Below are 22,482 nucleotides of genomic sequence, written 5' to 3' on the forward strand. Positions count from 1 at the left end.
CCATGATGTGCCCCATGGCCACCTCCCTCATCGCCCTCGCCGTAGTCGCCACAGGGCTGTACGCCGGATTCATGCTGATCTTCCTCACCGGCATCATGCCCGCCCTGGGGCGGCTGACGGACGAACAGTTCGTGGCGGCGATGCGGCGTATCAACGAGGACGTACCGCGTGGGGTGTTCGTGTCGGTCATGCTCGCCTCGGTTGCCTTCCCGGCGGCCGCGCTGGCGGTCCCGGGCGAAGACAGGTCGGCTGCGCAATGGGGGCTGCTGGGAGCCGGCCTGGGGCTCGTCATCCTCAACCACCTGATCACGATCGCCGGGAACATCCCCCTCAACAACGCCCTCGCCTCGTCCGAGCAGACAGCCACCACCGACCGCGAAGCCCGCGCCGCCTTCGAGACGCGGTGGAACCGGCTGCACCTGGTACGCACGCTGCTGGTCACAGCGGGCTTCGCCCTGGTCGTGAGCGCCTCGCTGGCCTGACGACGGCCTGACGACGGCGGGGCGTGGTGCGGCGAGCTGAACAGCCCCACTTTGCCGCCCAGTTGCGGAGAGTTAACCGCAGGGCAACTATTTGCGGAGCTCAAGTGTCTGGTGAGGCGTGCACGGAGCTTCTGCTCCGTCACAGCCTCGTTCCGCACTGAAGGAGTAAGCGTGCCTGTCAAAGCACTCCGTACCAGCGTCGCCCTGGCCGCCGCCGTGGTGTCCGCCGTCGTAGCCCTCCCGGCAGCGGCCCATGCCGCGCCCACCGCCGGCGGCGCGGCTGCCACGACCGTCAAGGGGGACGACTTCAACGGCGACGGGTACGCGGATGTCGCCTTCACGGCGCCCTCGGCCACCGTCAATGGCAAGGCCAAGGCCGGCTACGTCGCGGTGATGTACGGATCGGCGACAGGTCTGAAGACCGCGTCCAAGCGGGTCTTCAGCCAGGACACCGCCGGGATACCGGGAGTTGCCGAAGCGGGTGACGCCTTCGGCTCGGCCGTCACGTCCGAGGACCTGGACCGCGACGGATACGCCGACCTGATCGTCGGCGCCACCGGTGAGAACGTCGGCACCGTCGAGGACGCGGGCATCCTGTCCGTCGTCTGGGGCGGCGCGACGGGCCTGGCCGGTGGCGCGGTGCTGGCCGAGGGCAAGACCCTGCGAGAGCAGGTCGGCGACATGGTCAAGTCCGGCGACTTCGACGCCGACGGCAACCCGGACATCGCGTACATCGCGCATACCAGCGACATCCACCTCCTGTCCGGACCGTTCGGCCGCGACGGCGCCGCCCGCACGTCCGGGACCCCGAGGCCGGGGGGAGACACCCGCTTCCTCGACACCTCGGTGGGGGACGTGAACGGCGACGGCACCGATGACCTCGTGGCCGCGGTGACCAGCGGCGAGGAGTGGGACTCACGGTCCGCCGCCTACTGGGTGGGTACGCCGGAGGGCTTCGCGCCGCAGGCCATGGTCGCCGGCACGAACGGCTACAGCATCGAGGGCGGCGAGCACATCACGGCGGGCGACGTGAACAAGGACGGCTACGCGGACATCGTGGTCGGCCGCTCCGTCGACGGCCGCGACAGCGACGTGAGCATCCCGATGGCCAAGGGCGGCATGATCACGTACATACCCGGCAGCGCCACCGGCCCGCAGGGCTCCAAGGCGCGGGTCTTCAACCAGGACAGCCCCGGTATCCCGGGTGCCGCCGAGCCGAACGACGCCTTCGGCAGGTCCGTATCGATCAACGACGTGAACGGCGACGGTTACGGCGACATCGCGATCGGCGTCTTCGGTGAAGCGATCGGCACGCTCAAGCGCGCCGGCTCGGTCATCGTCATGCGCGGCTCGGCCACCGGCCCGACCGGCACCAAGGCCCAGGGCTTCAACCAGGACACCCCCGGAGTGACCGGCGTCGCCGAGACGGACGACTTCTTCGGCTTCGCGGTGAAGCTGGTGGACACCAACCGCGACGCCCGCGCCGAACTCCTTGTCGGCGCCTCGAACGAGAACGCCGGCGAGGGCTCCGTGTGGGTCCTGCCTGGCACCACGGCGGGCATCACCGCCACCCGTTCCTTCACCTTCGGCGCCGGCACGCTGGGCACCGTGGCCCCCGGAGCCGCTCTCGGCTCCTCGTTCAACCGCTGACCCTCCACGGGAAAAGGTAAAGAGCAGTGCCCCGCCGCAGAGTGTCGCGCGGCGGGGCACTGCTGGTCCGGGGCAGGACTACCGCTCCGGCAGAGCCGCGAGCCTTCCCCCGGCGGGCGGTGCGGGCGTTTCGTCCTGCCCTGGCCCCTCCGGCCCAGGACCCTCCTCCTCGGGGCTCTTCCCCTGCCCGGCCCCCGCACCGCGCAGCACGGTCGCCGCGGTGAAGGCCAGCACAGCGGCGAGGACCGCGCATGCGATCCCGACCGTGTTCAGTCCATTCGTGTACGCGTCCCGGGCGGCGGCCAGCACCTTGCCCCCCATTTCGGCGGGCAGTTGCTGGGCCACGGTCAGCGCTCCCTCCATGCCGCCCCGGGCCGTCTCCGCCGCGCCCGCCGGCAGACCGGCCGGCAGATCGAGCTCGCTCCGGTACACGGCGGCGCCGAGACTGCCCAGCCCGGCGATGCCCAGCGACGCACCCAGATCGCCACTGATCGACGAGAGCGCGGCAGCGGAACCGGCCTTTTCCGGCGGGGCGGAGCCCACCACCAGGCTGGTACCCAGTGCCCCGATGGGGCCGCCGCCGAAGAAGGCGATCACGAAGCCGGCCACCAGCAGCGGCAGCCCGCCGACCGGGCTGACGAAGGCGATCAGCACGTAACCCAGCATGCTGCTCCCCAGCCCCACGGCGATGACGACCCCCAGCGGGAACCGCTTGGCCATGACCGGGGCCAACTGCCCGGCGACGATGGAGGCCAGCGCCGACGGCACCATCCACAGCCCGGCCTCCATCGGGGACAGCCCCTCGACCATCTGGAGGAAACCGGTGATGAACAGGTAGCTCCCACCCGTGGCGATCATCGAGAGCAACAGGATCACCAGCGCCGAGGTGAAGCCGCCACTGCTGAACAGGCGCATGTCGAGCAGCGGGTGGGTGAGCTTGCGCTGCCGCGCCACGAACACCGCGCCGAGGACCACACCGAGAAGGATCGCCGCGCTCGGCAGCGGCTCCCAGCCGTACCTGGCGAGCTCCTTGAGCCCGTAGACGACCGGCAGGATCGTCGCCAGCGAGAGCACCACACTGAGCAGGTCCAGCTTGCCGCCGCCGGGGTCGCGGTACTCCGGCAGCAGGATCGGCGCCGCGATCAGCAGGATCACCATGACCGGCACGCCCAACAGGAACACCGAACCCCACCAGAAGAATTCGAGCAGCGTCCCGCCGATCACCGGGCCGAGCGCGGTGCCCGCCATGAAGCAACTGGCCCATACCGCGATGGCCCGGCCACGCTGGTGGGCGTCGTGGAACATGTTGCTGATCAGGGCGAGGGTGGACGGCATGAGCGTCGCCGCGGAGATACCGAGCAGCGCGCGCGTCGCGATCAGCATTTCGGCGCTGGTGGAGTACGCGGTCGTCACCGAGGTGACGCTGACGCAGACCGCGCCGATCATCAGCAGTTTGCGGCGCCCTATCCGGTCCCCGAGCGTACCCATGGTGACCAGGAAGCCGGCGACCATGAATCCGTAGACGTCCATGATCCAAAGCGCCTGCGTGCCGGAGGGGGCCATGGCCTCGGCGAGGTGTGGCAGCGCCAGGAACAGCACGCTCTGGTCGAGGGAGATCAACAGGGTGGGAAGGGCCAGCACGGCAAGCCCGGCCCATTCCCGGGCCCCGGCCTTGGGCGCGGAGGCCACAGGGGCGTTCGATGACATGGGATTCCTTCTGCGAGTCGTGGATGTGATCCGGCCACCACAGTGACCGCGAGCTCTCCCGGCCCTCTCTCGGTCCGCTCTCGGCCGCCCTCGACCGACCTCTCGGCCTCCCTCGACCGACCTCTCGGCCTCCCTCGACCGACCTCTCGGCCTCCCTCGACCGACCTCTCGGCCGCTCTTGGCGGTCATCAGGGGACCGGACCGATATCGCTCTGTCATTGATCGCCGCGCCGAGTTAGCGTGATCACATGCGTTTCGGGGTGCTCGGTCCGTTGGCGGTGTGGACAGCCGACGGGCGCCCGGTCCGGGTACCGGAGCTCAAGGTCCGTGCCCTGCTGGCCCGTCTCCTGGTGCACCAGGAGAGACCGGTGTCCGTGGACCGGCTGATCGACGACCTCTGGGGTACGAAGCTGCCGAACAACCCGGTCGGCGTCTTGCAGAACAAGGTGTGGCAGCTGCGGCGAGCGCTCGAAACCGCCGAGCCGGGCGCCCGGGAGCTGGTGGTCTCCCGTTCACCGGGGTATCAACTGCTGGTCGACGCAGGCGCGGTGGACGCGGGCCGGTTCCGCGACCTGACGGCACGGGCGCGGGCCGCCGCCGATCCCCGGGTGCGTGCCGCCCTGCTGGCGGACGCACTCGCGGTGTGGCGCGGGCCCGCGTACGCCGAATTCGCAGACGAGGAGTTCACCCGCGCCGCGCGAGAACTGCTGGAGGAACAGCGGCTGACCGCGCTGGAGGAGCAGGCCGAGGCGCGGCTGGATCTCGGCGAACACGCCCTGGTGGCCGACGAGCTCGGTGACCTGGTCGCCCTGCACCCCCTCCGGGAACGGCTGCGCACCGCTCACGTACGCGCCCTCTACCTCGCGGGCCGGCAGAGTGCCGCGCTCACCAGCTACGCCGACCTGCGCGAGCGGCTCGCCGACAGTCTGGGCCTGGACCCCAGCCCCCAACTCGCGGCCCTGCACCAGGCGATCCTCACCCAGGACGTGGCGCTGACCGCCGTCCCTTCTCCCGCCACCACCGCGGCCAACCCGCCGACGAACCTCCCCACCGCGCTCACCGGCCTGATCGGCAGGGCGGAGGCGATCAGCGAGCTCCGCTCACTGCTGGGCACGAACAGGCTGGTGACACTGACCGGTTCGGGCGGGGTCGGCAAGACGCAGCTGGCGCTGGCGACCGCCGCGCAGCTCGTCGCGGAGTTCCCGGGCGGCGTACGGCTTGCCGAGTTCGGCGCCCTCGACCCGTCCCCGCGCACGCGGTCCGCGACTTCCTGGTCCGCGAGTTCCTCCGCGGGGGTGCACGAGCTGGTCGGCGCGGTTTTGCGGGTACGGGACGACATGGTCGGCGCCGGACCAGGGGCCGGGGGCGCGCCGCCCTCGCTGACCGACCGGGTCGCCCAGGCGCTGGGCGAGCGGCCGACCCTGCTGGTGTTCGACAACTGCGAGCATGTGGTCGGCCCGGTCGCGGAGCTGACCGAGCAGTTGCTCAAAGCCGCACCCGCGTTGCGGATCCTGGCCACCAGCCAGGTTCCGCTCGGCATCACCGGTGAACACCTCCAAGAGGTGCCCCCGCTGCGACGGCCCGAGGGGACCGAGGCCACGACGGAGCTCAGCCCCGCGGCCGTACGCCGCTTCAGCGCGGTCGAGCTGTTCGTGGCGCGGGCGACGGCGGCGGCACCGAACTTCGTACTCGACGAGACCAACGTCGAGGCGGTCGTCTCGATCTGCCGGCGCCTCGACGGCATTCCGCTCGCCCTGGAAATGGCCGCCACCCGGGTGCGGGCACTCGGCGTACGCGAGCTGGCCGCGCGCCTCGACGACCGGTTTCACCTGCTCGCGGTGGGAGCGCGCGGCGCCCCGGCGCGCCAGCGCACACTGCGGGCCGTGATCGACTGGAGCTGGGAGCTGCTCGGCGATCAGGAGCGTGCGGTGCTCGGTCGGCTCGCCGTACACGCCGACGGCTGTACGCTCGCCGCCGCCGAAGAGATCTGCGCCGCGCGGGACGTGGACCGTACGGAGGTGCTCGACGTGCTCGCACGCCTGGTGGACGGGTCGCTGGTGGTCATGACCGACGGCGCGGACGGGCCCCGGTACCAGCTGCTGGAATCCGTCACCGCCTACTGCGTCGAACGCCTCCAGGACGCGGGCGAGTTCGAGGCCCTGCGGCGCAGGCACCGCGAGTACTACACCGGCCTCGCCGAACACGCCGAGCCGCAGCTGCGGGGTCACGGCCAGCGGCAGTGGCTGCACCGCCTGGACGCCGAGACGGCGAACCTGCGTACGGCGCTCGATTGCGCGGTACAGGTCGGTGACGCCGACGGAGCCCTGCGCCTCACCAACGCGCTCAGCTGGTACTGGTACCTGCGCGGCCGGAACAACGAGGCCAAGCGGTCCCTGACCGCGGCATTGTCGATCAGCGGCGCCGCGCCTGCGTCGTCCGCCGCCACGGCCAGGGCCACCGCCCTGCTGGGCGGCTTCAAGCTGGTACTCGGCGGCGTCGCCGACCCGTTGGCGGAGTATCGCACCGCGCTCCAGCCGTACGAACAGGTGCAGGCCGACGACCCGGGCGGGTATGCCCGGGCCCAGTGGTTCCTCGCGTCCAGCCTCTACGGCATCGGCGACCTGCGGCCGAGCGAGGACCTGATCCACCGGGCGCTGGCGACGTTCCGGTCGGTCGGCGACCGCTGGGGGGCGGCCGCGGCCCTGGGCAGTCTGACCTTCCACGCGAAGCTGCGCGGAGATTTCAGCGCGCTGCGGCGGAACGGCGAGCAGAGCCTCGAACTCTTCCGGGACCTGGGTGACCAGTGGGGGCAGCTCCAGGCCATGGTGCCGCTCGGGACACTGGCCGAAATCACCGGCGACTACCAGCAGGCCGGGCGGCTGTACCGGGACGGACTGCGGATGGCCGAGGATCTGGGGCTGTGGATCCAGGTGTCGTTCCACCTCTCCAGCCTCGGCCGCGTGGCGCTGCTGACGGGGGACCTTCCGCAGGCCAAGGAGTTCCACGAACGCGCCAGGCGGCTCGCCGCCGAGCAGTCGGACGCGTTCGGGGAGCAGTTCGCCGAGATCGGACTGGGCCTCGGGGCCCGCAGGGCAGGTGACCTGGACGCGGCCCAGACGCACCTGCACCGAGTGCTCGACCTGCACCGTCAGATGGGTTACGAGCCGGCCAGGCCCTCGCTGATCCTGGCCGAGCTCGGGTTCGTCGCGGAGTCCCGCGGCGACGCGCCGGCCGCTCTGGCGCTGCAACGGGACGGCTACGCCGCCGCCCGCGACTCCGGCGACCCCCGGGCGATCGCGCTGGCCCTGGAGGGCCTGGCCGGCGCCCAGTCCCTGGCCGGCCGCAACGAGCACGCCGCCCGGCTGCTGGGCGCGGCCACCGCGACGAGACAGTCGGTACGGGCACTCCTGCGCGGCGGCGAACGCTCCGACGTGGACCGCATCACCACCCGGGTCAGGGACGCACTGGGCGAGGCCGCATACGCCGCCGAGTTCGAGCGGGGCGGCGTACTGACACCGGAAGAACACCTGCGGAACCCGCTCCCTGAGGTGAACGGGTAATCCGGACGCTTCCGTCAACCTTCCGGTGGCCCTGCGAGTCAGAGTGATCAGCACTCACCTGACCAGCAACGGAGTACCACATCAACATCATGCGTAAGGGCGTGGCCGCCGCCGGCTGCGTCGTATTCATAACCACTCCATGGTCGCCTGTGGCACCGAGAACATCAGCGCCGGCACCAAGGTCCAGCATGCCGTCGATGGGTTCACCGGGCAGAAGGCCGTCACCATGACCTTCGGCTTCGACGGCACCGAGCAGCAGATCTGGACGACATCTCCCTGTCCATGAGCTGAAGAAGCCGCTGAAGGACACAAAGGATGGCGCGTCAACCGCCTTCCGTATGTCGTACGGCCAGGGCAAGGACATGATCGAGGTTCGCGACCGCGGCGACGGCTCGCGGCCGATGCGAGTCCTTCCTCGACTCCGCCGACAAGCTGCCGTCGTCGTACCGGTCAGTGAAGGACGCGCTCGCCGGAGAGTGGGTCTCGATCGACCCGAAGGCGTTCGAGGAATTCTCCAAGAGCATGGGTGAGGAGGCCGGCGAAGCGTCTCCGTTCCCTGACACGGGGGCCCTTGACACCAAGACCCAGCAGAAGATCACCAAGGCGCTGAGCAAGGAGATCGCCGACAACGCCAAGTTCACCGACGCGGGCAGCCGCGACGGCGCCGACCACGTCAAGGTCGCGGTCCCGGCGGGGAAGACCGCCGACGCGATCGCCGAGGCGCTCAAGCCGATGGAGAAGCAGCTGCCGAAGGAGTTCAAGCTCTCCGAGCTCAAGGACGTCCCCAGCAAGAACATCGACTTCGACGTGGCGATCAAGGACGAGAAGCTGTCCGGCGTCACCATCGATCTCGCGCAGTTCGACAAGAAGGCCGCGGGCAAGCTCCCGGTGTCCATTGGCTTCAACGCCGATGCCGCCCCGGTCAAGGCCCCGGCGGGTGCCTCGACGCTCAACCCGCAGGATGTCATGGGCGCGATGATGCAGATCATGATGGGGGAGATGGACGCCTAGCGACAGCATGAGTGCGCGGGCGACGTATGCCGGGCCGTACCCTGCCCCAGTCCTTGAGGGCGGGGAGTACGGGGGAGTACGGGGGAGTACGTCAACCGGCCACGGACGCCAGGTATTCGTGGAAGGCGGTGTAGTCGTCCAGGGCCTCACTCAGGCGCCGGTCGCTGATGTGGAGGGCTTTGATGTCGTCGGTCGGGTTTCGTTGCGGGACGACTTCGTCGTACGCCGCCTCGCGCTCCTCGATCTCCTCGCGAACCTGGTCGTCGAGGGTTTCGGTGGCGTAGGTCAGCAGGGGGCTGACCCGGGCCCAGGCGCCTTCCCCTGGGGTGGGGCTGCATGACCAGACGGCGTCCGGGTGGGCGCGGCGGACGGTTTCTCCCAGGTACCAGACGGCGACCGTCATGAACGGGTCCTCGTGCGCGGCGTCGGCTTCCTCGTAGGTGGCGTACCGGCCGCGTATGGCGTCTTCGAGCCGGTCGAGGGAGGCGGGGGTGAAGTCCCATGTCCCCGGGGTGGCCTGCTGCCAGGCGGGAAAGGCCTCCTGCTGGGTGGTGAGCCACTGGTTGAGGCGGGGGTTGTCGCGCCACTGCGGTGAGGTCACGTTCATACCTGGGAGCCTACGGTCCGCCTCTGACAGTCCCCGTAACGATCGGGAAAACCAGCCGAGTTGGGAACCGGCGCGCCGTGTCGGTTGGTGCGAGCATGACAACCGGCCCTCTATGGTGGTTGCTTCGTGACGCCAACGACCACGGGGGCCCCTGGCGTCACTGGAGATCACACCCGTTCTGGGCTCCCCAAGGACATTACGTGAGCCATTCGATACGACCGTTACGCGTGCGGGGGTGGGCGAGGGCTGCAGTGGCTCTCGCCTGCGCCGGAGTGATGGCCTTCACCGGACTGCCGGGGCTTCAGGGCAGCGCTGACGCGGCGCCGAAGCCGAAACCGGTACCGGGGAAGAAGAAGCAGGAGCTGTGCGAAGACCTGTTCGACCTGAAGGGTGTTCCGCCCAGGAACAAGCCGCTGGACGGACAGGACACCATCCGCGACCTGGACGAGTGGGACGACTACTTCTACGACAACCAGCGTCAGGCCATGGACGGGGTCATCCTCCCCGGCGACACTGATGCTGAGCGGCAGAAGATCCTCGACGCGACCGGCGCGGATCCCAAGAAGTACAAGGAGGGCGACCCGCGCAAGGTGTGGGCGTCCTACAAGCGGTACTTGGACGGCAACAACGGTGTCAACAAGTACGGATCGTTCGACCGGTGGGTGAACGAGGCGTACATCGAGATGGCGTCCCGTAAGGCCAAGGGTGAGGCGTTCCATAAGAAAGTCGTGAAGGACCTCGGGCTGACCGGGCCGGACTGGTACTGCGAAGAGGACGTCGAGTACACCGACGACAAGGGCAACAAGCGCTTCCGCCGGTATGACGCGGTCAACTACAAGACCGGTGAGCATGTCGAGGTCAAGTCCGGGCCCAACCACAAGTCGGGTCAGACCCCGAAGGACCAGGCGGTGATGCGGGCGGACCCGAAGGCCCGCCTGATCGGGATCTTCGGTGAGGGCAAGTCCGCCGACGCCACCAGTACCTACAAGGGGCTGGACAAGGAGTTCGGCAAGGACGCCCAGGGCCGCAACCGTGTCGTCACCCGTGAGCACATCGCCGACGGCAAACCCCGCTACAAGCCGGGCCCGCACAGCCTGTACGACCCGTACATGAACCCCAAGCCGGGCCAGAACCAGGGGTCGCGGGGTGCGGGGAACCAGGCCGTCAACAACTCCGCGCCGACGCCGAAGGACGCGAAGGCGCAGGCGGAGCGGGCGCGGGAACTCAACGGTGGTAACCAGCGTCCCCGCGGTCCGGGTGGTATCGACTTCTCCACCCTGGATCTGCGCTACGTCGGCAAGCCCGTCAAGGGCCAGGGCCTGGACTACTCGTTCTCCGCGAGGAAGACGGACGAGGACCGGACGCCGGGCTGGGGCGGCAAGGCCAAGGCGCAGATGATCTCGGACGCGTTCTTCACGTGGCTGGCGTTGGATCCCTCGAAGTTCTGGGTGAACCTGAACCCGGACCAGCCGGACAAGATCATGGACGCCAAGTTCGGGAAGACCGACGCCGGCCGGGTCCTGCTGGAGGCCGACCTGGAGATGAAGCGGGACTACGCCGACGCCATCAACCCCACCAAGCGGGACGAGGCGGACCGGTTCTGGAAGTCCATGCCGAAGAACGAGGACGGCGTTCCGTGTTTCTTCCAGGTCCGTAACTGGATTGAGCCGGGCACCGCGCAGGTTCGTGAACAGGACGGCGGCATCTACATTCTCGACGCACCGCTGAGGGTGAAGTCGGAGTACATGAAGATGACGAACGTCCCGCCGGGCTCCTTCTTCTGCGACTTCGACGAGGCCGAGAAGAAGTGGGCTGAACAGCAGGTCAACCGGCTGATCATCCCCGAGGTCGAGAAGCGCATCAACAACGATCCGGCGTACGCCGACCTGCGCCGCGTCTACACAGCCCGGGTGGCGGCTGAGTGGATCCGTCAGCAGGACGCCAAGGCGCCCACGGACTACCGGCCGATCATCAACTCTGATGACGTGTCGAAGTGGCCTCTGCGCGGGGCGAACAAGGACTGGACGCGGGAGTCGACCTACCAGGCGTACCTGAAGTCGTTCCGTGAGGGTGAGTCGAAGTGGGAGCACGACGCCGGAGGCGGCCCGTACACCTACAGCGTGGGCGGTGTGGACTTCTCCAAGCAGCCCAAGCGGAACATCACCAGTGTGCGGTTCCAGGCGGAGCACCAGTACAAGCCCCGTCAGACGAAGAGCTCCATCCAGACGGTGACCGGCGACGCGAAGGACAAGGGTCTGCTACTGCTGGGCGGGAACACCGCGGCGAAGTCCACCGGCGGTGGTGGCGGTGCGGATCCCACGCCGACACCGACGCCGACACCGACGGATCCGAAGCCGACCGGCCGGCCGTCCACTCCGGCACCGTCGGACCCGACCCCGTCCATCCCTCCGGCGGACAAGCCGACGACGGGCCCGCAGGATCCGGACGGCGACCTCGCCGACACCGGGTCGGACACCCCGATCGGGCTCATCGCGGCCCTCGCGGCGGCCCTCGCGGCGGTCGGTGGCGGCCTGACGTGGTGGATGCGCCGCAGGAAGTCCGCACAGGGCTGACCTGACGTACGACGCGCGCTGCGGCCCCGCCCCCGACCTCTTGGGTGCGGGGCCGCAGCATGTGTGGGGGTCAGGGGAGCCATGCTGTCCGGCGCCCCGCAGAAACCCGGTGACAGCCGGACATCGCGGTCCGGCTCTTGCGCGCGTTCTGCGAGCCCCGCGCTGACCAGCAAAAAAGCCCTCCGCGAGGGAGGGCTGGGCGGTGGTGCCCCCGGCAGGACTCGAACCTGCGGCCAAGCGCTTAGAAGGCGCCTGCTCTCATCGCGGATCTAGGGCTGTGACCTGCCACTCCTCGACGTCGTGACAAGGTGTCAAAAATTCGTGGGACGCATGCGGGATGATCTCCGCTGGGCGATTCCATGCGCTCCAGCCGGATGTATCCCTTCGCGACCGTCGACCCCGGTGCATGTCCTGCGTTGACGCACCAACGCAGGGGCAAGTCCTGCCATCCGGGGTGGTGCCTCTTGGTGCACGTCGGCCCAATGAAGTAACATTCAATCTACGTAAGAAAATGTCTACCCTTACCGCGAGGCGTGCTGTGGAGTTTCAGGGCCGAGCTGGCGATCTTGAGCTGCTGGCTGGGCAGTACCGGACAGTCGCAGAGAGTGGTGGCGCCACTCGGGGCCGAGCTGTGATCCTGACGGGACGGCGGCGAGTGGGGAAGTCGCGGCTCGTTCAGGAGTTCTGTGACCGTTCGGGCGCGCCTTACATCGTGTTCCAGGCCACCCGGGGGCGTAACCCCGTGGCGGAGCGCGCAGACTTCACTGCGGCATTGGCGCAGTCGCCGCTGCCGGGGGCGGAACTGGTCGCCGGACTCCAGGCGCAGGACTGGAACCAGGCCCTACGGTCGCTCGCACTCGCGGTCCCGGACGACAGGCCCAGCATCGCGGTGATCGATGAGGTGCCCTGGCTGGTTGAGCAGGACCAGGAATTCGAGGGCGCGCTTCAGACAGTCTGGGACCGTCAACTGTCGTCCAAGCCGGTGCTCCTGTTGCTCGTCGGCAGCGACATGTCGGTGATGGAGGCGCTGCAGTCGTACGGGCGTCCCTTCTTCGGGCGGGCGGCGAAAATGACCATCCAGCCTCTGAACCTGTCAGACGTGCAGGCCATGACCGGGCTCGACGCGGCGGACACCGTGGATGCCCAGCTGATCACCGGTGGATTCCCGGAGATTGTGCAGTCATGGCGGCCAGGGATGAGCCGGGCGGAATTCCTACGTGAGTCGGTCGCGAATCCCCTGTCGCCCTTGTTGGTGGCCGGCGAGCTGTCCTTGCTCGGTGAGTTTCCCGAAGCCTCGCACTCCCGGGCGGTGCTCGAGTCGGTCGGCAGTGGTGAGCGAACGTTCAGTGCGATCGCCGCCCAAGCCGGCGGCGCCAGTGCGCTGCCGTCGGGCACGCTCTCCCCGCTGCTGACCAGGCTGCAGGCGAAGCGGGTACTGGCTGCTGATCTCCCCCTGTCAGTCAAGCCGGATAGCAAGAACAAGCGCTACCGGATCGCCGACCCGTATCTGCGGTTCTGGCTGGCGTTCCTGCAACGCGCGATCCCGCTGATCGAGCGCGGTCGCGGCGACGTGGCGCTGGAACGCATCGAGAGGTCCTGGACCGCCTGGCGTGGTCGAGCAGTCGAGCCGCTGATCCGCGAGTCCTTGCTGCGCCTGCTGCCCGATGAAGAGTGGCCCGAGACCGAGGCAGTCGGCGGCTGGTGGAACCGTCAGAACAACCCCGAGATCGACCTCATCGGCGCAGACCGTGAGCCGGTGGCCCGGCAGGTGCACTTCGTCGGATCGGTCAAGTGGCTGGAGACCCAGCCTTTCGGTCGTCATGAGTACGACGCCCTGGTACGCGACATGCTCGCCGTCCCCGGTGCCGAACCCGGTACCCCGCTCGTCGCGGTCTCCCGCTGTGGAGTGGCTGACAATCTGCCGCTGGCGGCGCACTGGGGGCCGGAGGACCTTGTACGGGCGTGGCAGCCGCGGTAGTCGTGGTGCCCGGCTTCTTGAGGCACGCTCCCGTTTCGGGTGTGGCGGTGGATTTCCAGGAAGGCAGATACCGTCCGCCGGAGCCCTGATGTGCCGCCGGTCCTTGCCCGCGACCCCGACCAGGGCAGGCGGTGACACTGAGCACTGCGCCGGCTCGGCTTGAAGCCCCCAATGGCTGAAGCGGACGAGCGTAACGTGCTCATCGCGACGCCAAGGAGGGAGATGAGGCCATGGACGAGTTCACCGAGGGTGATCTGCGGGTACTGGCGGGGCCGCGCTCTTTCGAGCGGGGTCTGGGTTACCTGGACGCGGTGACCGGTCTGGAGGTCGGGGACAGCTGGATCACCGCCACCGTCCACGGGACGGATACGTATGAGGTCCACCTGTCGCTCGACGGCCCCGCGGGCATCACCGGGGAATGCGACTGCCCCTACGGCCTCGACGGCAACTTCTGCAAACACCTGGTCGCGGTGGGGCTCACCGTGCTCGGCCGGCCGGAGAGCCTGCCCCGGCAGCGCACCCGGGCCAAGGCCCGCACACAGAGCCTGGAGACGTGGCTGGCCGCACTTTCACGGGAGGAGCTGCTGACACTCGTACGGGAACAGGTGGCGCGGGACCGGCAGTTGCGCCGACGCCTGGAACTGCGGGCCGCGACCGCGCGGGCCGACCTCGCCGAGGTCCGCGCGCGCATCACTGAACTCCTCGACATCGGCCCCTTCGCGCGCTACGGATACGTCGAATACGCGGACGCGCACGCCTACGGAGAACAAGCCGCACAGGCGGTGGCCGCCATCGCCGCACTCACCGAAGCCGGACAGCCCGCGGAGGCGATGACCCTGGCCCGGGACACGATGCGTGAACTGGGCGGCGCCTACGAGCAGATCGACGATTCCGACGGCGCGGTCGGCTCGGTAGGGGGTGATCTCGCCGCAGTGCATCTCGACGCGTGCCGTGAGGCGCACCCGGATCCGGTGGCGACGGCGCAGTGGCTGGTCGGCCACCTGCTCGGTGACCTCAACGAGTTGACCGACATCGACCTGTTCGACTACCGGGACGTTCTCGGCGAACAAGGGCTTTCCACTGCAAGGGAGTTGGTGGTCGATGCCTGGCGCGGCAACCGGTCGGGCTGGGCGGAGAAGTACCTGATGGAGCGCCTGACCAAGGCGGAGGGGAACGTGGACGCCCTGGTCGCCGTGCACGCGGCCGACCTTGCCCCGGACGGCAGCACGCACCTGACCATCGCCCGGAACTGGACACCGCCGGCCGCCCGGACGAGGCGCTCGCCTGGGCCGAGCGCGGCATCGAGGACACCCCTGACCCCGCCGACCTCGACAGCCGCCTGATCGACTACCTCTGCACGCGCTACGAACAGTCCGGGCAGCGCCCCCGGGCAGTCGCCCTGCGCCGTGACCAACTTGCCGCGCACCGTTCGCTGGCCGCGTATCAGAACCTCCGTAAGGAAGCGCGCGGTGCCGAGTGCTGGCAGACGGAGCGGGAGGGTGCCCTGGAATTGCTGCGCGCCGACGCGGCCCCACGCACAAAGGGCCGGTACGGCGGCCCGGCCCTGATCGACGCCCTGCTCGACGACAACGAACCCGAAGCCGCCTGGCAGGCCGCAACCGAGACGGGTGCCGACAGCCGGCAGTGGCTCATCCTCGCCGATCGCCTACGCGACACCCGGCCCGCCGATGCGCTGCGCGTATACCTGGAGCGCATCCAACCTCTCAGGCGCGAAACGGGGAACACCGTCTACGAACAGCTGGTGAGCCTTCTGCTGAGCGTCCGCGACTGCCATCGCCGGCTGGGGTCGCCGGACGAGTTCACCGCTTACCTGGGCGAGCTCCGCGCCGAACAGAAGCGCAAGCGAAATCTGATGCGCCTTCTCGATCAGCACGGGCTGTGACGCGGACGTATCTGATCCCTCCCGCGTGCTCACAATTCTCGTAGCATATGAAAAGTTCAAGCGCATGATCGTGACTGGGGGCAGGGATGAGCAGGAGCGGGCAGGCAATGCCGCTGGAAGTCCGGCATGTGCGCGATGCGTTGAAGCGCGAGTTCGATCCGCTGATCTCGCTCGCCGACTACGAGAAACGTCAGCCTTCGGAACGTGAGAATGCCTTCAACTCGCGTGCGTTGTCCGCCAGGGCGGCTCGCATGCTCACGGACTGTACGTCGGAGGAAGCGGCCGAGTCGGTGATCGACGGCCGGGACGACTTCGGTATCGACGCCGTCGCCTTCTCCGCCTCCGCCCCCGAACTGTGGCTGATCCAGGCCAAGTGGAGCGACAAGGGCAAGGCCGGCTTCGACACCAGCGCCGCACACAAGCTGGTGCACGGCCTGAAGAAGCTCGACAACCGGGACTTCGACCAGTTCAACGAACGGTTCCGGCGTCTCGCTGACCGGGTGCGGTCGGTGCTTGACGTGCCTACGTGCAAGGTGGTCCTCGTCATCGCTGTCATGGGCGAAGGACACCTGTCTACGGAAACCGAGGCCATACTCGACGAAGCGGCCCAGGAGTTCGGCGGCTACACGCGCTCCATCGAGCACCGGGTGCTGAACCAGACCGACTTCCACCGCGCCGTCCGCGAGGACCTCACCCCAGAGCCGATCACCCTCACCGCCACCATGACGCAGGGCTGGCATTCCCGGGAAACCCCCTACCAGGCGTATTCGGGGCTGGTGGCGGCCGATGAACTCGCCCAGTGGTACGCCGGCAACGGAGAGCGGCTGTACGACCGCAACGTCCGCAGATCGCTGGGCCTGACCGGAGTCAACCAGACGCTCGTCGAGAGTCTCATCCGGGATCCGCAGGGCTTCTGGTACCGCCACAACGGCATCACTGTGCAGTGCGACAAGATCGAGCCGCATTTCTTCGCGAAGCATAAACCCAGCGAACCCGTCAAGCTGGTCCTCGAAAACGCGAGTGTCGTCAACGGTGCGCAGACCGTCACTTCCGCGCACCGGGCGTTCCAGCAGAACGAGGAAGCGGTGGGCGAGGCGTATGTCACCGTCCGGATCATCTCGGTTTCCGGCGCCCCGGAAGGGTTCGCAGGCGAGATCACCGAGGCGACGAACACGCAGAACCACATGGAGCGGTCCGACTTCATCGCGATCAAGCCAGTACAGAGCCTGATCCGTGAGGACTTCCGGCTCTCTCTCGACAAGGATTACGTATTCAAGCGCGGTGAGATCGAGCCGTCGCCGGCGTTCGGATGCTCGGTCCGCGAGGCCGCCACCGCCCTCGCCTGCGCCCACCCGGACCCGGCCCTGGCGGTACGGGTGAAGGGCTCGGCCGACGCGCTCTGGGAGGACGGTCCCGGCGGCATCTACACCCGGCTGTTCGGCCGCAGGCCCAGTGCCTATCAGATCTGGCGCAGCGTCCTGCTGATGCGGCGCGTGCGGGAGTCCCTGCACGAGGTCCGCTCCACGCTGTCCGGGCGGGCGGGGTCGATCGCTGACAGCGGCGCTTTGCTGGTGGCGCACATGGTGGCCCAGCAGGTCGGCTCGGAGGGGATCGACGAACCGGACTCGGGCTGGGAATCTGCCCTGGAGGACGTACCGGCACGGGTCGGTGCCACGCTTGCCCAGCTCATTCCACTGGTGAACCACCTTTTCGGCGGCGGGAGTTACATCACCAGCACCTTCGCCAGCGAGGAGCGCTCCCGGAAACTGGTCGCAGCCGTCCTTCGGGCGCTCGCCGACGGTACGGACGCCGGAGACCTCGCGGCGTACCAGCAGCGGGACGAATCGAAGCCGCCAAGGCGTCCCAACACCGTGACCCTGCTCATCGACCACGACCGCATTCCGGCCGGCACCAGACTGATGTACCACCCCAGTGCTACGGAGGAGCAGGCCATCGGGGACTGGCTGAACGCCGACCCGCGCCGGGCCTACGCGACCTGGATCAACGACCGGCGCAAGCCCCTGCTCTGGGAGGCCGACGGGAAGCGTTACTCACCGAGCGGCCTGGTCACGCACATCTGGCAGCAGGCCGAGTGGCGCGAGGCGTGGAGCGCGGTCCAGGGACCGAAACAGTGGGGCGTGCTGGGCGAGGACGGAACGCTGGTGGACCTCGCCGAGCAGCTCTGGCAGCGGCTCCTGACGGAGTCCCTGCCGGAGGAGGAACAATTCGACTTGCTCCAATGAGGGCGGGCCTCCGGCGGCACTGGGCACGGTGACGCGGGTCAGCGGTCCAGTTCCGCCCAGACCGTCTTTCCCGGCCCCTCACGCTCGTCGACGCCCCAGCGCGAGGAGAGCGCCGCGACGACCAGCAGCCCCCTGCCCGATTCGGCGTCGGGCGGGGGAGGGGCGAGCGAGGAGGACGGTCGGCGCTCGGAGCGAGCGTCGGCGACTTCGATACGCAGAGTGCGCGGGGCCAACGTGATGCGGAACTCGAAGTCCCGTCCGGGGACGCGGCCGTGGGTCACGGCGTTCGCCGCGAGTTCCGCGACGAGTGCGGCGCCGCTGGACACCGCTGGGCTGTCGTGCGGGAACCCCCACTCGATGAGTTGGGCGACGGCCAGTATGCGAGCGAGCCGCGCGCCGCGCGGAGTCGGGCTGAGCCGCTGGCTGCACATACGTACGGTGACAGGCGAAGGTGCGGCATGAGGTAAACGGTCGTGCCACGGACCCGGGGTGAACAGGCGCGACACCCGTACAGGGCCGCTTGTACGAGCGTGCGTGATGGACAGTACCCCGTAACTGACCGTGACCATAGGCAGGTTGGGTGGCTCAGTGGAACGCACGGAGGTGACCGGGCATGGCGGGTGGGACGAGCAGCGGCGGTGGTGAGCCGGAACCTTCGGAAGCGCTGAAGGGGTTCGGGGCGGTACTCAAGGCACTGCGGGAGCGGGCCGGCCTGACACAGGAGGAGTTCGGGCCCCGGGTCCGGTACTCGCCGCACTATGTGGCCTCGATCGAACAGGGCAGAAGGTTCCCGCCCAAGGACCTGATCGAGCGGGCGGAGGAAGTCCTCGACGCGGACAGGGTCCTGCGGGCGGCGGCCCGGCACCTGACGCGGCGGGCGGGGCTGGCTTCGTGGTTCAGGCAGTGGGCGGGGATCGAGGAGGAGGCGATCAGTCTTTACGCGTACGAGTGCCGGTTGATTCCCGGGCTGCTGCAACCGGAGGCCTACATCCGAGCCGTGTTCGGCAGCAGGCTTCCCCCGCTGTCGGACGAACAGATTGAGCAGCAGGTCGGCGCCCGTCTGGCGCGGCAGGGCACGTTGGCCGAAAGGGTCAATGTCGCCTTCAGCTTCATCATTGAGCAAGCCGTATTGGAGAGGCGTACAGGTGGGACGGCGGTGACTCAGGTGCTCATCGATCACCTGCTGGAACTGATCTGCCTTCGCAACGTGGAGATTCAGATCATGCCGCTGCGAACGGAAGATCACGCTGGGCTGGACGGCTCGATGTACTTGGCCGAAACCCCGGACAACAGTTGGATCGGCTACTTCGAAGGCCATGACAGCAGTGGTCTGACTTCCAGCCCGAAACAGGTCAGCTCATGGCTCCAGCGCTATGGCAAGATGCGCTCGCAGCCCCTCGGACGCGAGGCCACAGTGGGTCTGCTGGAGCAGATGCGAGGAGCGCTATGAGTACCGACGAACTGGTCTGGTTCAAGAGCAGCTACAGCGGCACAGGTGGCGACAACTGCATCGAGGTCACCACCAGCCCCGATGCCGTGCACGTCCGGGACTCCAAGGACGAACAGGGCCCGCAGTTGTCGCTCACCCCCCGCAGCTGGACCGCCTTCGTGACGTACGTGGCGAGCTGACCCGGACCACTGAATTTCCTTTGCCCTGAAACCGATACGGCGTCAGGTCAAGGTACCTTCAGGCTCCCTCGGCGAACCGGGGCCGAGCCGTGTGCCGTGAGACGCGCGGCATCGTCTCGCCCGGTGAACGACGGAGCAGCTTCATGTCGCGGCCCTCGACCCAGGCGTTCCAGGACTTGAGGTAGTAGAGCAAGTGCTCCCGCGAGTCGTCGCGCCTGCGGTGGGTCTTGCCGGCCGCCAGGTTCAGCAACGTATTGCGCAAAGTCAGCCGCGGGTCACCGATGCGCAGCCCCGCACCGGTGACCAGGGCCTCGTGCCAGGGGAGCTGATCGAGCTCGGGGCGGGCATCGGTGGTCGCGTACCAGCCGACCGCGGCGGCCGTCACGGTGATGCGGAACGCCTTGTTCATTGGGATCGCCGCCCGGACAGCGTCCCGCATACCGGGGTGCTGGTCGAGGACGGTGAGCAGCAGATCGTTGCTGACCGCGGCGCTCTGCCCGCTCCACGCGGAGTCCGGGGCGGTCAAGTAGAGATGCAGTCCGCGCAGGGCCGCCGCCAGGTGGGTGCTGTGCTCCTCGCCCGCGAGGGCCAGCGCGTCGCGCCCGCTGCGCTTGCGGCCGGTGTCCATCACGGTGAACGCGGACTGCGCCACCCCGCGTGTCACCACGCATTGCACGGGGACGCCCGCCTTCGCCACCGCCTCCAATCGGTGCTGGCCGTCGATCAGTGCGCCGTGATCGTCGAAGGCGATGCCCTGATGGGTGAGCTGCCACTCGCCGCGCTCGATCTGCTGGGTGAGCTGCTGGACGAACGCCTTGCTCAGCGGGCGGTTCTTGGTGTTGAGAAGCAGCCAGTCGCGGGCCAGCTCGGGCGTGATCACTTCTACGTTGCTCTGCATGACGTCCCCTCCATTGCCATCAGCGGCAGCACTCGTCGACAACAACGATGACAGCATCGCCTGAAAGCATTGTCAAACGGCATTTCGTCGTGCTGTACTGTTCGTGCGTGTTCGATGAAGACGAAGGGGGCTGCTGATGGCCGCACCGACCACGGTGAGTACCTCCGAGATCGCCCGTATCGCGGACGTCGGCCGCGCGACCGTGACCAACTGGCGGCGCCGCCACTCCGACTTCCCCGCTCCCACGGGCGGTACGGAATCGCGTCCCACATTCACGCTGGAGGATGTGGAGGGGTGGCTGGCCGAGCATGGCCGCCTCCCGCAGTTCACCGAGCAGCAGCAGTTGTGGCGGGAGCTGCTGCGAGAGGCCGAGGGATCGGGGCTGACTGAAGCGATGGCCCGGGCCGCGCTCTTCCTCGCCTTCCTGGAACGCGAAGGTCACACTTCACGGGAGACGCGTTACGTTCACTACGCCGAAGCGCCGGACCTGGACGACGAGGGTCTCGGTGACGGCATGCTCGACGAGATCGGGAGAGTACTTCAGGACATGCCTGAGCCGCTCGCCCTGCTGCGTTCCGCATCGCTGATGCGTGAGCTCGCGGCGGCCGCGACACGGCAGACGCCGGACGAGGTCCTGTCGGACCTGCTCGACCGCTACGCGAGCGAGTCGCGAAGGCGCGGGCCGGGGACCCCGGAGGCGGTGGCCCACTTCATGGCGACACTGGCCAAGGCCGCGTCGCCGGACGACGCGCTGAGCGCCGTACTCGATCCGGCATGCGGGACGGGGGACCTGCTGGAGGCGGCCCGGATCCGGGGGGCCACGCAGCTCGACGGCCAGGACCGGGACCGGCACCTGGCCCAGCTGGCCGCCGCCCGGCTCTCCCTCCGGCTGGGCGGGAAAGGGCACTGCTCTGTCGACGCCGAGGACGCTCTCGCCCGATCCCGGCATACGGGTGGGGAGTTCGACGCGGTCCTGTGCAATCCCCCGTACAACGAACGTGACTGGGGCGCGGACGAGTTGGCGTACGACTCCCGCTGGGAGTACGGCCTGCCGTCCCGGTCCGAGTCCGAGCTCGCCTGGGTGCAGCACTGCCTGTCGCGGGTGCGGCCGGGTGGTGTGGTGGTCATGCTGCTGCCACCGTCCGTCGCCTCCCGGAGTTCGGGGCGGCGGATCCGGGCGGCGCTCGTACGGCAAGGTGCGTTGCGCGCCGTGCTGGCACTGCCTGCCGGCGCTGCTCCGCCGGCGCATGTCGGACTGCATCTGTGGGTGCTGCGCAGGCCGGGCGGGGACAGTGACGCAGAGAGCAGTCATGTGCTGTTCATGAACTGCAAGTCGTTGCCGGACATGAACAGCCGTGGCGGGCGCCCCTCCGTCACCTACCGAGAGCTGCTTACAGCGCCTGAGAAGTGCCCTGCCATGCCAGGCGTGTACCGTGCCGTCCCGATCACGGATCTGCTCGACGACACAGTCGACCTCACGCCCGCGCCACGACTCGCGGGGGAGCGCGACCTGCCGCCGGTAGCCGACCTCCGCCGTACCCTGAGCGGCCGTCGAGACAGCCTCGGCTCCGTGCTGTCGCAGGCATCGGCACTCGCCCCGAGCGACGATTGGGGCGTCTCCCGGACGGGCGGGCCATGGACGATGGCCCCGCTCGCCGATCTGATTCGTACGGGGGCGCTGACTCTGCTCAGGCCCAAGGCGACGGGCGGCAACGGGGATTCGGGTGGCGACGATCCCGTCCTCACGGCTGCGGATGTGAACGAGGGGCGCTCCCCGTCCGGGCGCGGTCCGGCAGGGGACGAGGACGCGGTGCGGATCAAGGTCGGGGACGTGATCATCCCCGGGACCCTGCTGTCCGCGGACAGGACCGCCGCGCGGGTTGCGGACGACACCGACGCTGGGGCACTGCTCGGCAGGAACCTGCACCTACTGCGCCCGGACGAGGCGCGGCTCGACCCATGGTTCCTGGCCGGGTTCCTCGCCGACCCGGCCAATGTGCAGCGGGCGAGCCAGGGGACATCGATCGTTCGGGTGGACGCGCGCAGGCTCCAAGTTCCCTTGCTACCGCTGGAGGAGCAGCAGACATACGGGGCGGCGTTCCGGCGGCTGCACACCTTTACGACGGCTCTGCGCCGGGCCGCGCTCCAGGGCGAGGAGACGGCCGGGCAGCTGCGGGCCGCGCTCACGGCAGGCGCTTTGCGGCCACCGCCACCGGCCTGAACCTATGCGGGCTTCCCCGC

15 protein-coding genes, 1 tRNA gene and 1 pseudogene are annotated in these 22,482 nt (G+C 68.8%); 12 read left to right on the forward strand and 5 right to left on the reverse strand.

What is annotated here, in order from left to right; all coding sequences use genetic code 11:
- Nucleotides 1–14 precede the first annotated feature (14 nt).
- Complete coding sequence (locus tag ABZX79_RS21270) at nucleotides 15–482, forward strand: DUF1772 domain-containing protein (RefSeq protein ID WP_355259761.1); 468 nt, start codon at nucleotides 15–17, stop codon at nucleotides 480–482.
- Nucleotides 483–653: 171 nt separating this feature from the next.
- A complete protein-coding gene (locus tag ABZX79_RS21275) occupies nucleotides 654–2,132 on the forward strand; it encodes an FG-GAP-like repeat-containing protein (protein ID WP_355259764.1) in 1,479 nt (492 codons plus the stop codon).
- A 78-nt stretch (nucleotides 2,133–2,210) separates the two neighbouring features.
- Here the strand turns inward: ABZX79_RS21275 and ABZX79_RS21280 are convergent, their stop codons facing one another.
- A complete protein-coding gene (locus ABZX79_RS21280; RefSeq protein ID WP_355259766.1) occupies nucleotides 2,211–3,839 on the reverse strand; it encodes an MFS transporter in 1,629 nt (542 codons plus the stop codon).
- 248 nt (nucleotides 3,840–4,087) lie between these two features.
- Here ABZX79_RS21280 and ABZX79_RS21285 point away from each other — a divergent pair, with 248 nt between their 5' ends.
- The 3 genes from ABZX79_RS21285 to ABZX79_RS21295 all read left to right on the forward strand — a co-directional run bounded on the left by ABZX79_RS21285 (nucleotide 4,088) and on the right by ABZX79_RS21295 (nucleotide 8,410).
- Nucleotides 4,088–7,399 (forward strand): BTAD domain-containing putative transcriptional regulator, encoded by a 3,312-nt coding sequence (locus ABZX79_RS21285; RefSeq protein WP_355259769.1) that lies wholly within the window; start codon nucleotides 4,088–4,090, stop codon nucleotides 7,397–7,399.
- Nucleotides 7,400–7,538: 139 nt separating this feature from the next.
- Nucleotides 7,539–7,685: a hypothetical protein gene (locus ABZX79_RS21290; RefSeq protein ID WP_355259772.1), complete on the forward strand. Its 147-nt coding sequence runs from the start codon at nucleotides 7,539–7,541 to the stop codon at nucleotides 7,683–7,685.
- Nucleotides 7,686–7,852: 167 nt separating this feature from the next.
- The gene (locus ABZX79_RS21295; protein ID WP_355259775.1) at nucleotides 7,853–8,410 is read left to right on the forward strand and encodes a hypothetical protein; all 558 of its coding nucleotides are present in this window, start codon (nucleotides 7,853–7,855) and stop codon (nucleotides 8,408–8,410) included.
- A gap of 91 nt (nucleotides 8,411–8,501) precedes the next feature.
- On the opposite strand, the gene ABZX79_RS21300 is transcribed toward ABZX79_RS21295, so the two are convergent.
- A complete protein-coding gene (locus ABZX79_RS21300; RefSeq protein ID WP_355259778.1) occupies nucleotides 8,502–9,017 on the reverse strand; it encodes a hypothetical protein in 516 nt (171 codons plus the stop codon).
- Nucleotides 9,018–9,292: 275 nt separating this feature from the next.
- Between ABZX79_RS21300 and ABZX79_RS21305 the strand changes: the two genes are divergently transcribed.
- Nucleotides 9,293–11,590 carry a hypothetical protein gene (locus tag ABZX79_RS21305; RefSeq protein WP_355259781.1) on the forward strand — a complete coding sequence of 766 codons (2,298 nt, stop codon included), beginning with the start codon at nucleotides 9,293–9,295 and terminating at the stop codon, nucleotides 11,588–11,590.
- Nucleotides 11,591–11,793: 203 nt separating this feature from the next.
- Here the strand turns inward: ABZX79_RS21305 and ABZX79_RS21310 are convergent.
- Nucleotides 11,794–11,866, reverse strand: a tRNA-Arg gene (locus ABZX79_RS21310).
- 262 nt (nucleotides 11,867–12,128) lie between these two features.
- Here ABZX79_RS21310 and ABZX79_RS21315 point away from each other — a divergent pair.
- The 3 genes and pseudogenes from ABZX79_RS21315 (at nucleotide 12,129) to ABZX79_RS21325 (ending at nucleotide 17,714) form a co-directional block, all read left to right on the forward strand.
- Nucleotides 12,129–13,568 (forward strand): ATP-binding protein, encoded by a 1,440-nt coding sequence (locus tag ABZX79_RS21315; protein ID WP_355259784.1) that lies wholly within the window; start codon nucleotides 12,129–12,131, stop codon nucleotides 13,566–13,568.
- A gap of 230 nt (nucleotides 13,569–13,798) precedes the next feature.
- A pseudogene (locus tag ABZX79_RS21320) lies at nucleotides 13,799–15,471 on the forward strand (SWIM zinc finger family protein).
- A gap of 107 nt (nucleotides 15,472–15,578) precedes the next feature.
- Nucleotides 15,579–17,714, forward strand: a complete 2,136-nt coding sequence (locus ABZX79_RS21325) for an AIPR family protein (RefSeq protein ID WP_355259787.1) — start codon at nucleotides 15,579–15,581, stop codon at nucleotides 17,712–17,714.
- 38 nt (nucleotides 17,715–17,752) lie between these two features.
- Here ABZX79_RS21325 and ABZX79_RS21330 read toward each other — a convergent pair whose 3' ends face one another.
- On the reverse strand, nucleotides 17,753–18,145 hold the full coding sequence (locus ABZX79_RS21330) for an ATP-binding protein (protein WP_355259790.1): 393 nt from the start codon (nucleotides 18,143–18,145) through the stop codon (nucleotides 17,753–17,755).
- A 182-nt stretch (nucleotides 18,146–18,327) separates the two neighbouring features.
- Here ABZX79_RS21330 and ABZX79_RS21335 point away from each other — a divergent pair, with 182 nt between their 5' ends.
- Both ABZX79_RS21335 and ABZX79_RS21340 read left to right on the forward strand, forming a co-directional pair.
- Complete coding sequence (locus ABZX79_RS21335; protein WP_355259793.1) at nucleotides 18,328–19,164, forward strand: helix-turn-helix transcriptional regulator; 837 nt, start codon at nucleotides 18,328–18,330, stop codon at nucleotides 19,162–19,164.
- A complete protein-coding gene (locus ABZX79_RS21340; protein WP_355259796.1) occupies nucleotides 19,161–19,343 on the forward strand; it encodes a DUF397 domain-containing protein in 183 nt (60 codons plus the stop codon). Before ABZX79_RS21335 ends, ABZX79_RS21340 begins: the two co-directional genes overlap by 4 nt.
- Nucleotides 19,344–19,401: 58 nt before the next feature.
- On the opposite strand, the gene ABZX79_RS21345 is transcribed toward ABZX79_RS21340, so the two are convergent.
- Complete coding sequence (locus ABZX79_RS21345) at nucleotides 19,402–20,241, reverse strand: hypothetical protein (RefSeq protein ID WP_355259799.1); 840 nt, start codon at nucleotides 20,239–20,241, stop codon at nucleotides 19,402–19,404.
- Nucleotides 20,242–20,377: 136 nt separating this feature from the next.
- On the opposite strand from ABZX79_RS21345, the gene ABZX79_RS21350 reads away from it, so the two are divergent.
- Nucleotides 20,378–22,462 (forward strand): N-6 DNA methylase, encoded by a 2,085-nt coding sequence (locus tag ABZX79_RS21350; protein WP_355259803.1) that lies wholly within the window; start codon nucleotides 20,378–20,380, stop codon nucleotides 22,460–22,462.
- Nucleotides 22,463–22,482 lie beyond the last annotated feature (20 nt).

It is taken from the genome of Streptomyces sp. NPDC002994, assembly GCF_040611155.1.
Lineage (GTDB): Bacteria > Actinomycetota > Actinomycetes > Streptomycetales > Streptomycetaceae > Streptomyces.

Coding starts and splice junctions, on each gene's coding strand:
- ABZX79_RS21350 (WP_355259803.1), top strand. CDS start 20,378: ATGGCCGCACCGACCACGGTGAGTACCTCCGAGATCGCCCGTATCGCG.
- ABZX79_RS21345 (WP_355259799.1), bottom strand. CDS start 20,241: ATGCAGAGCAACGTAGAAGTGATCACGCCCGAGCTGGCCCGCGACTGG.
- ABZX79_RS21330 (WP_355259790.1), bottom strand. CDS start 18,145: ATGTGCAGCCAGCGGCTCAGCCCGACTCCGCGCGGCGCGCGGCTCGCT.
- ABZX79_RS21305 (WP_355259781.1), top strand. CDS start 9,293: ATGGCCTTCACCGGACTGCCGGGGCTTCAGGGCAGCGCTGACGCGGCG.
- ABZX79_RS21300 (WP_355259778.1), bottom strand. CDS start 9,017: ATGAACGTGACCTCACCGCAGTGGCGCGACAACCCCCGCCTCAACCAG.
- ABZX79_RS21270 (WP_355259761.1), top strand. CDS start 15: ATGGCCACCTCCCTCATCGCCCTCGCCGTAGTCGCCACAGGGCTGTAC.
- ABZX79_RS21335 (WP_355259793.1), top strand. CDS start 18,328: ATGGCGGGTGGGACGAGCAGCGGCGGTGGTGAGCCGGAACCTTCGGAA.
- ABZX79_RS21325 (WP_355259787.1), top strand. CDS start 15,579: ATGCCGCTGGAAGTCCGGCATGTGCGCGATGCGTTGAAGCGCGAGTTC.
- ABZX79_RS21290 (WP_355259772.1), top strand. CDS start 7,539: ATGGTCGCCTGTGGCACCGAGAACATCAGCGCCGGCACCAAGGTCCAG.
- ABZX79_RS21280 (WP_355259766.1), bottom strand. CDS start 3,839: ATGTCATCGAACGCCCCTGTGGCCTCCGCGCCCAAGGCCGGGGCCCGG.
- ABZX79_RS21340 (WP_355259796.1), top strand. CDS start 19,161: ATGAGTACCGACGAACTGGTCTGGTTCAAGAGCAGCTACAGCGGCACA.
- ABZX79_RS21285 (WP_355259769.1), top strand. CDS start 4,088: ATGCGTTTCGGGGTGCTCGGTCCGTTGGCGGTGTGGACAGCCGACGGG.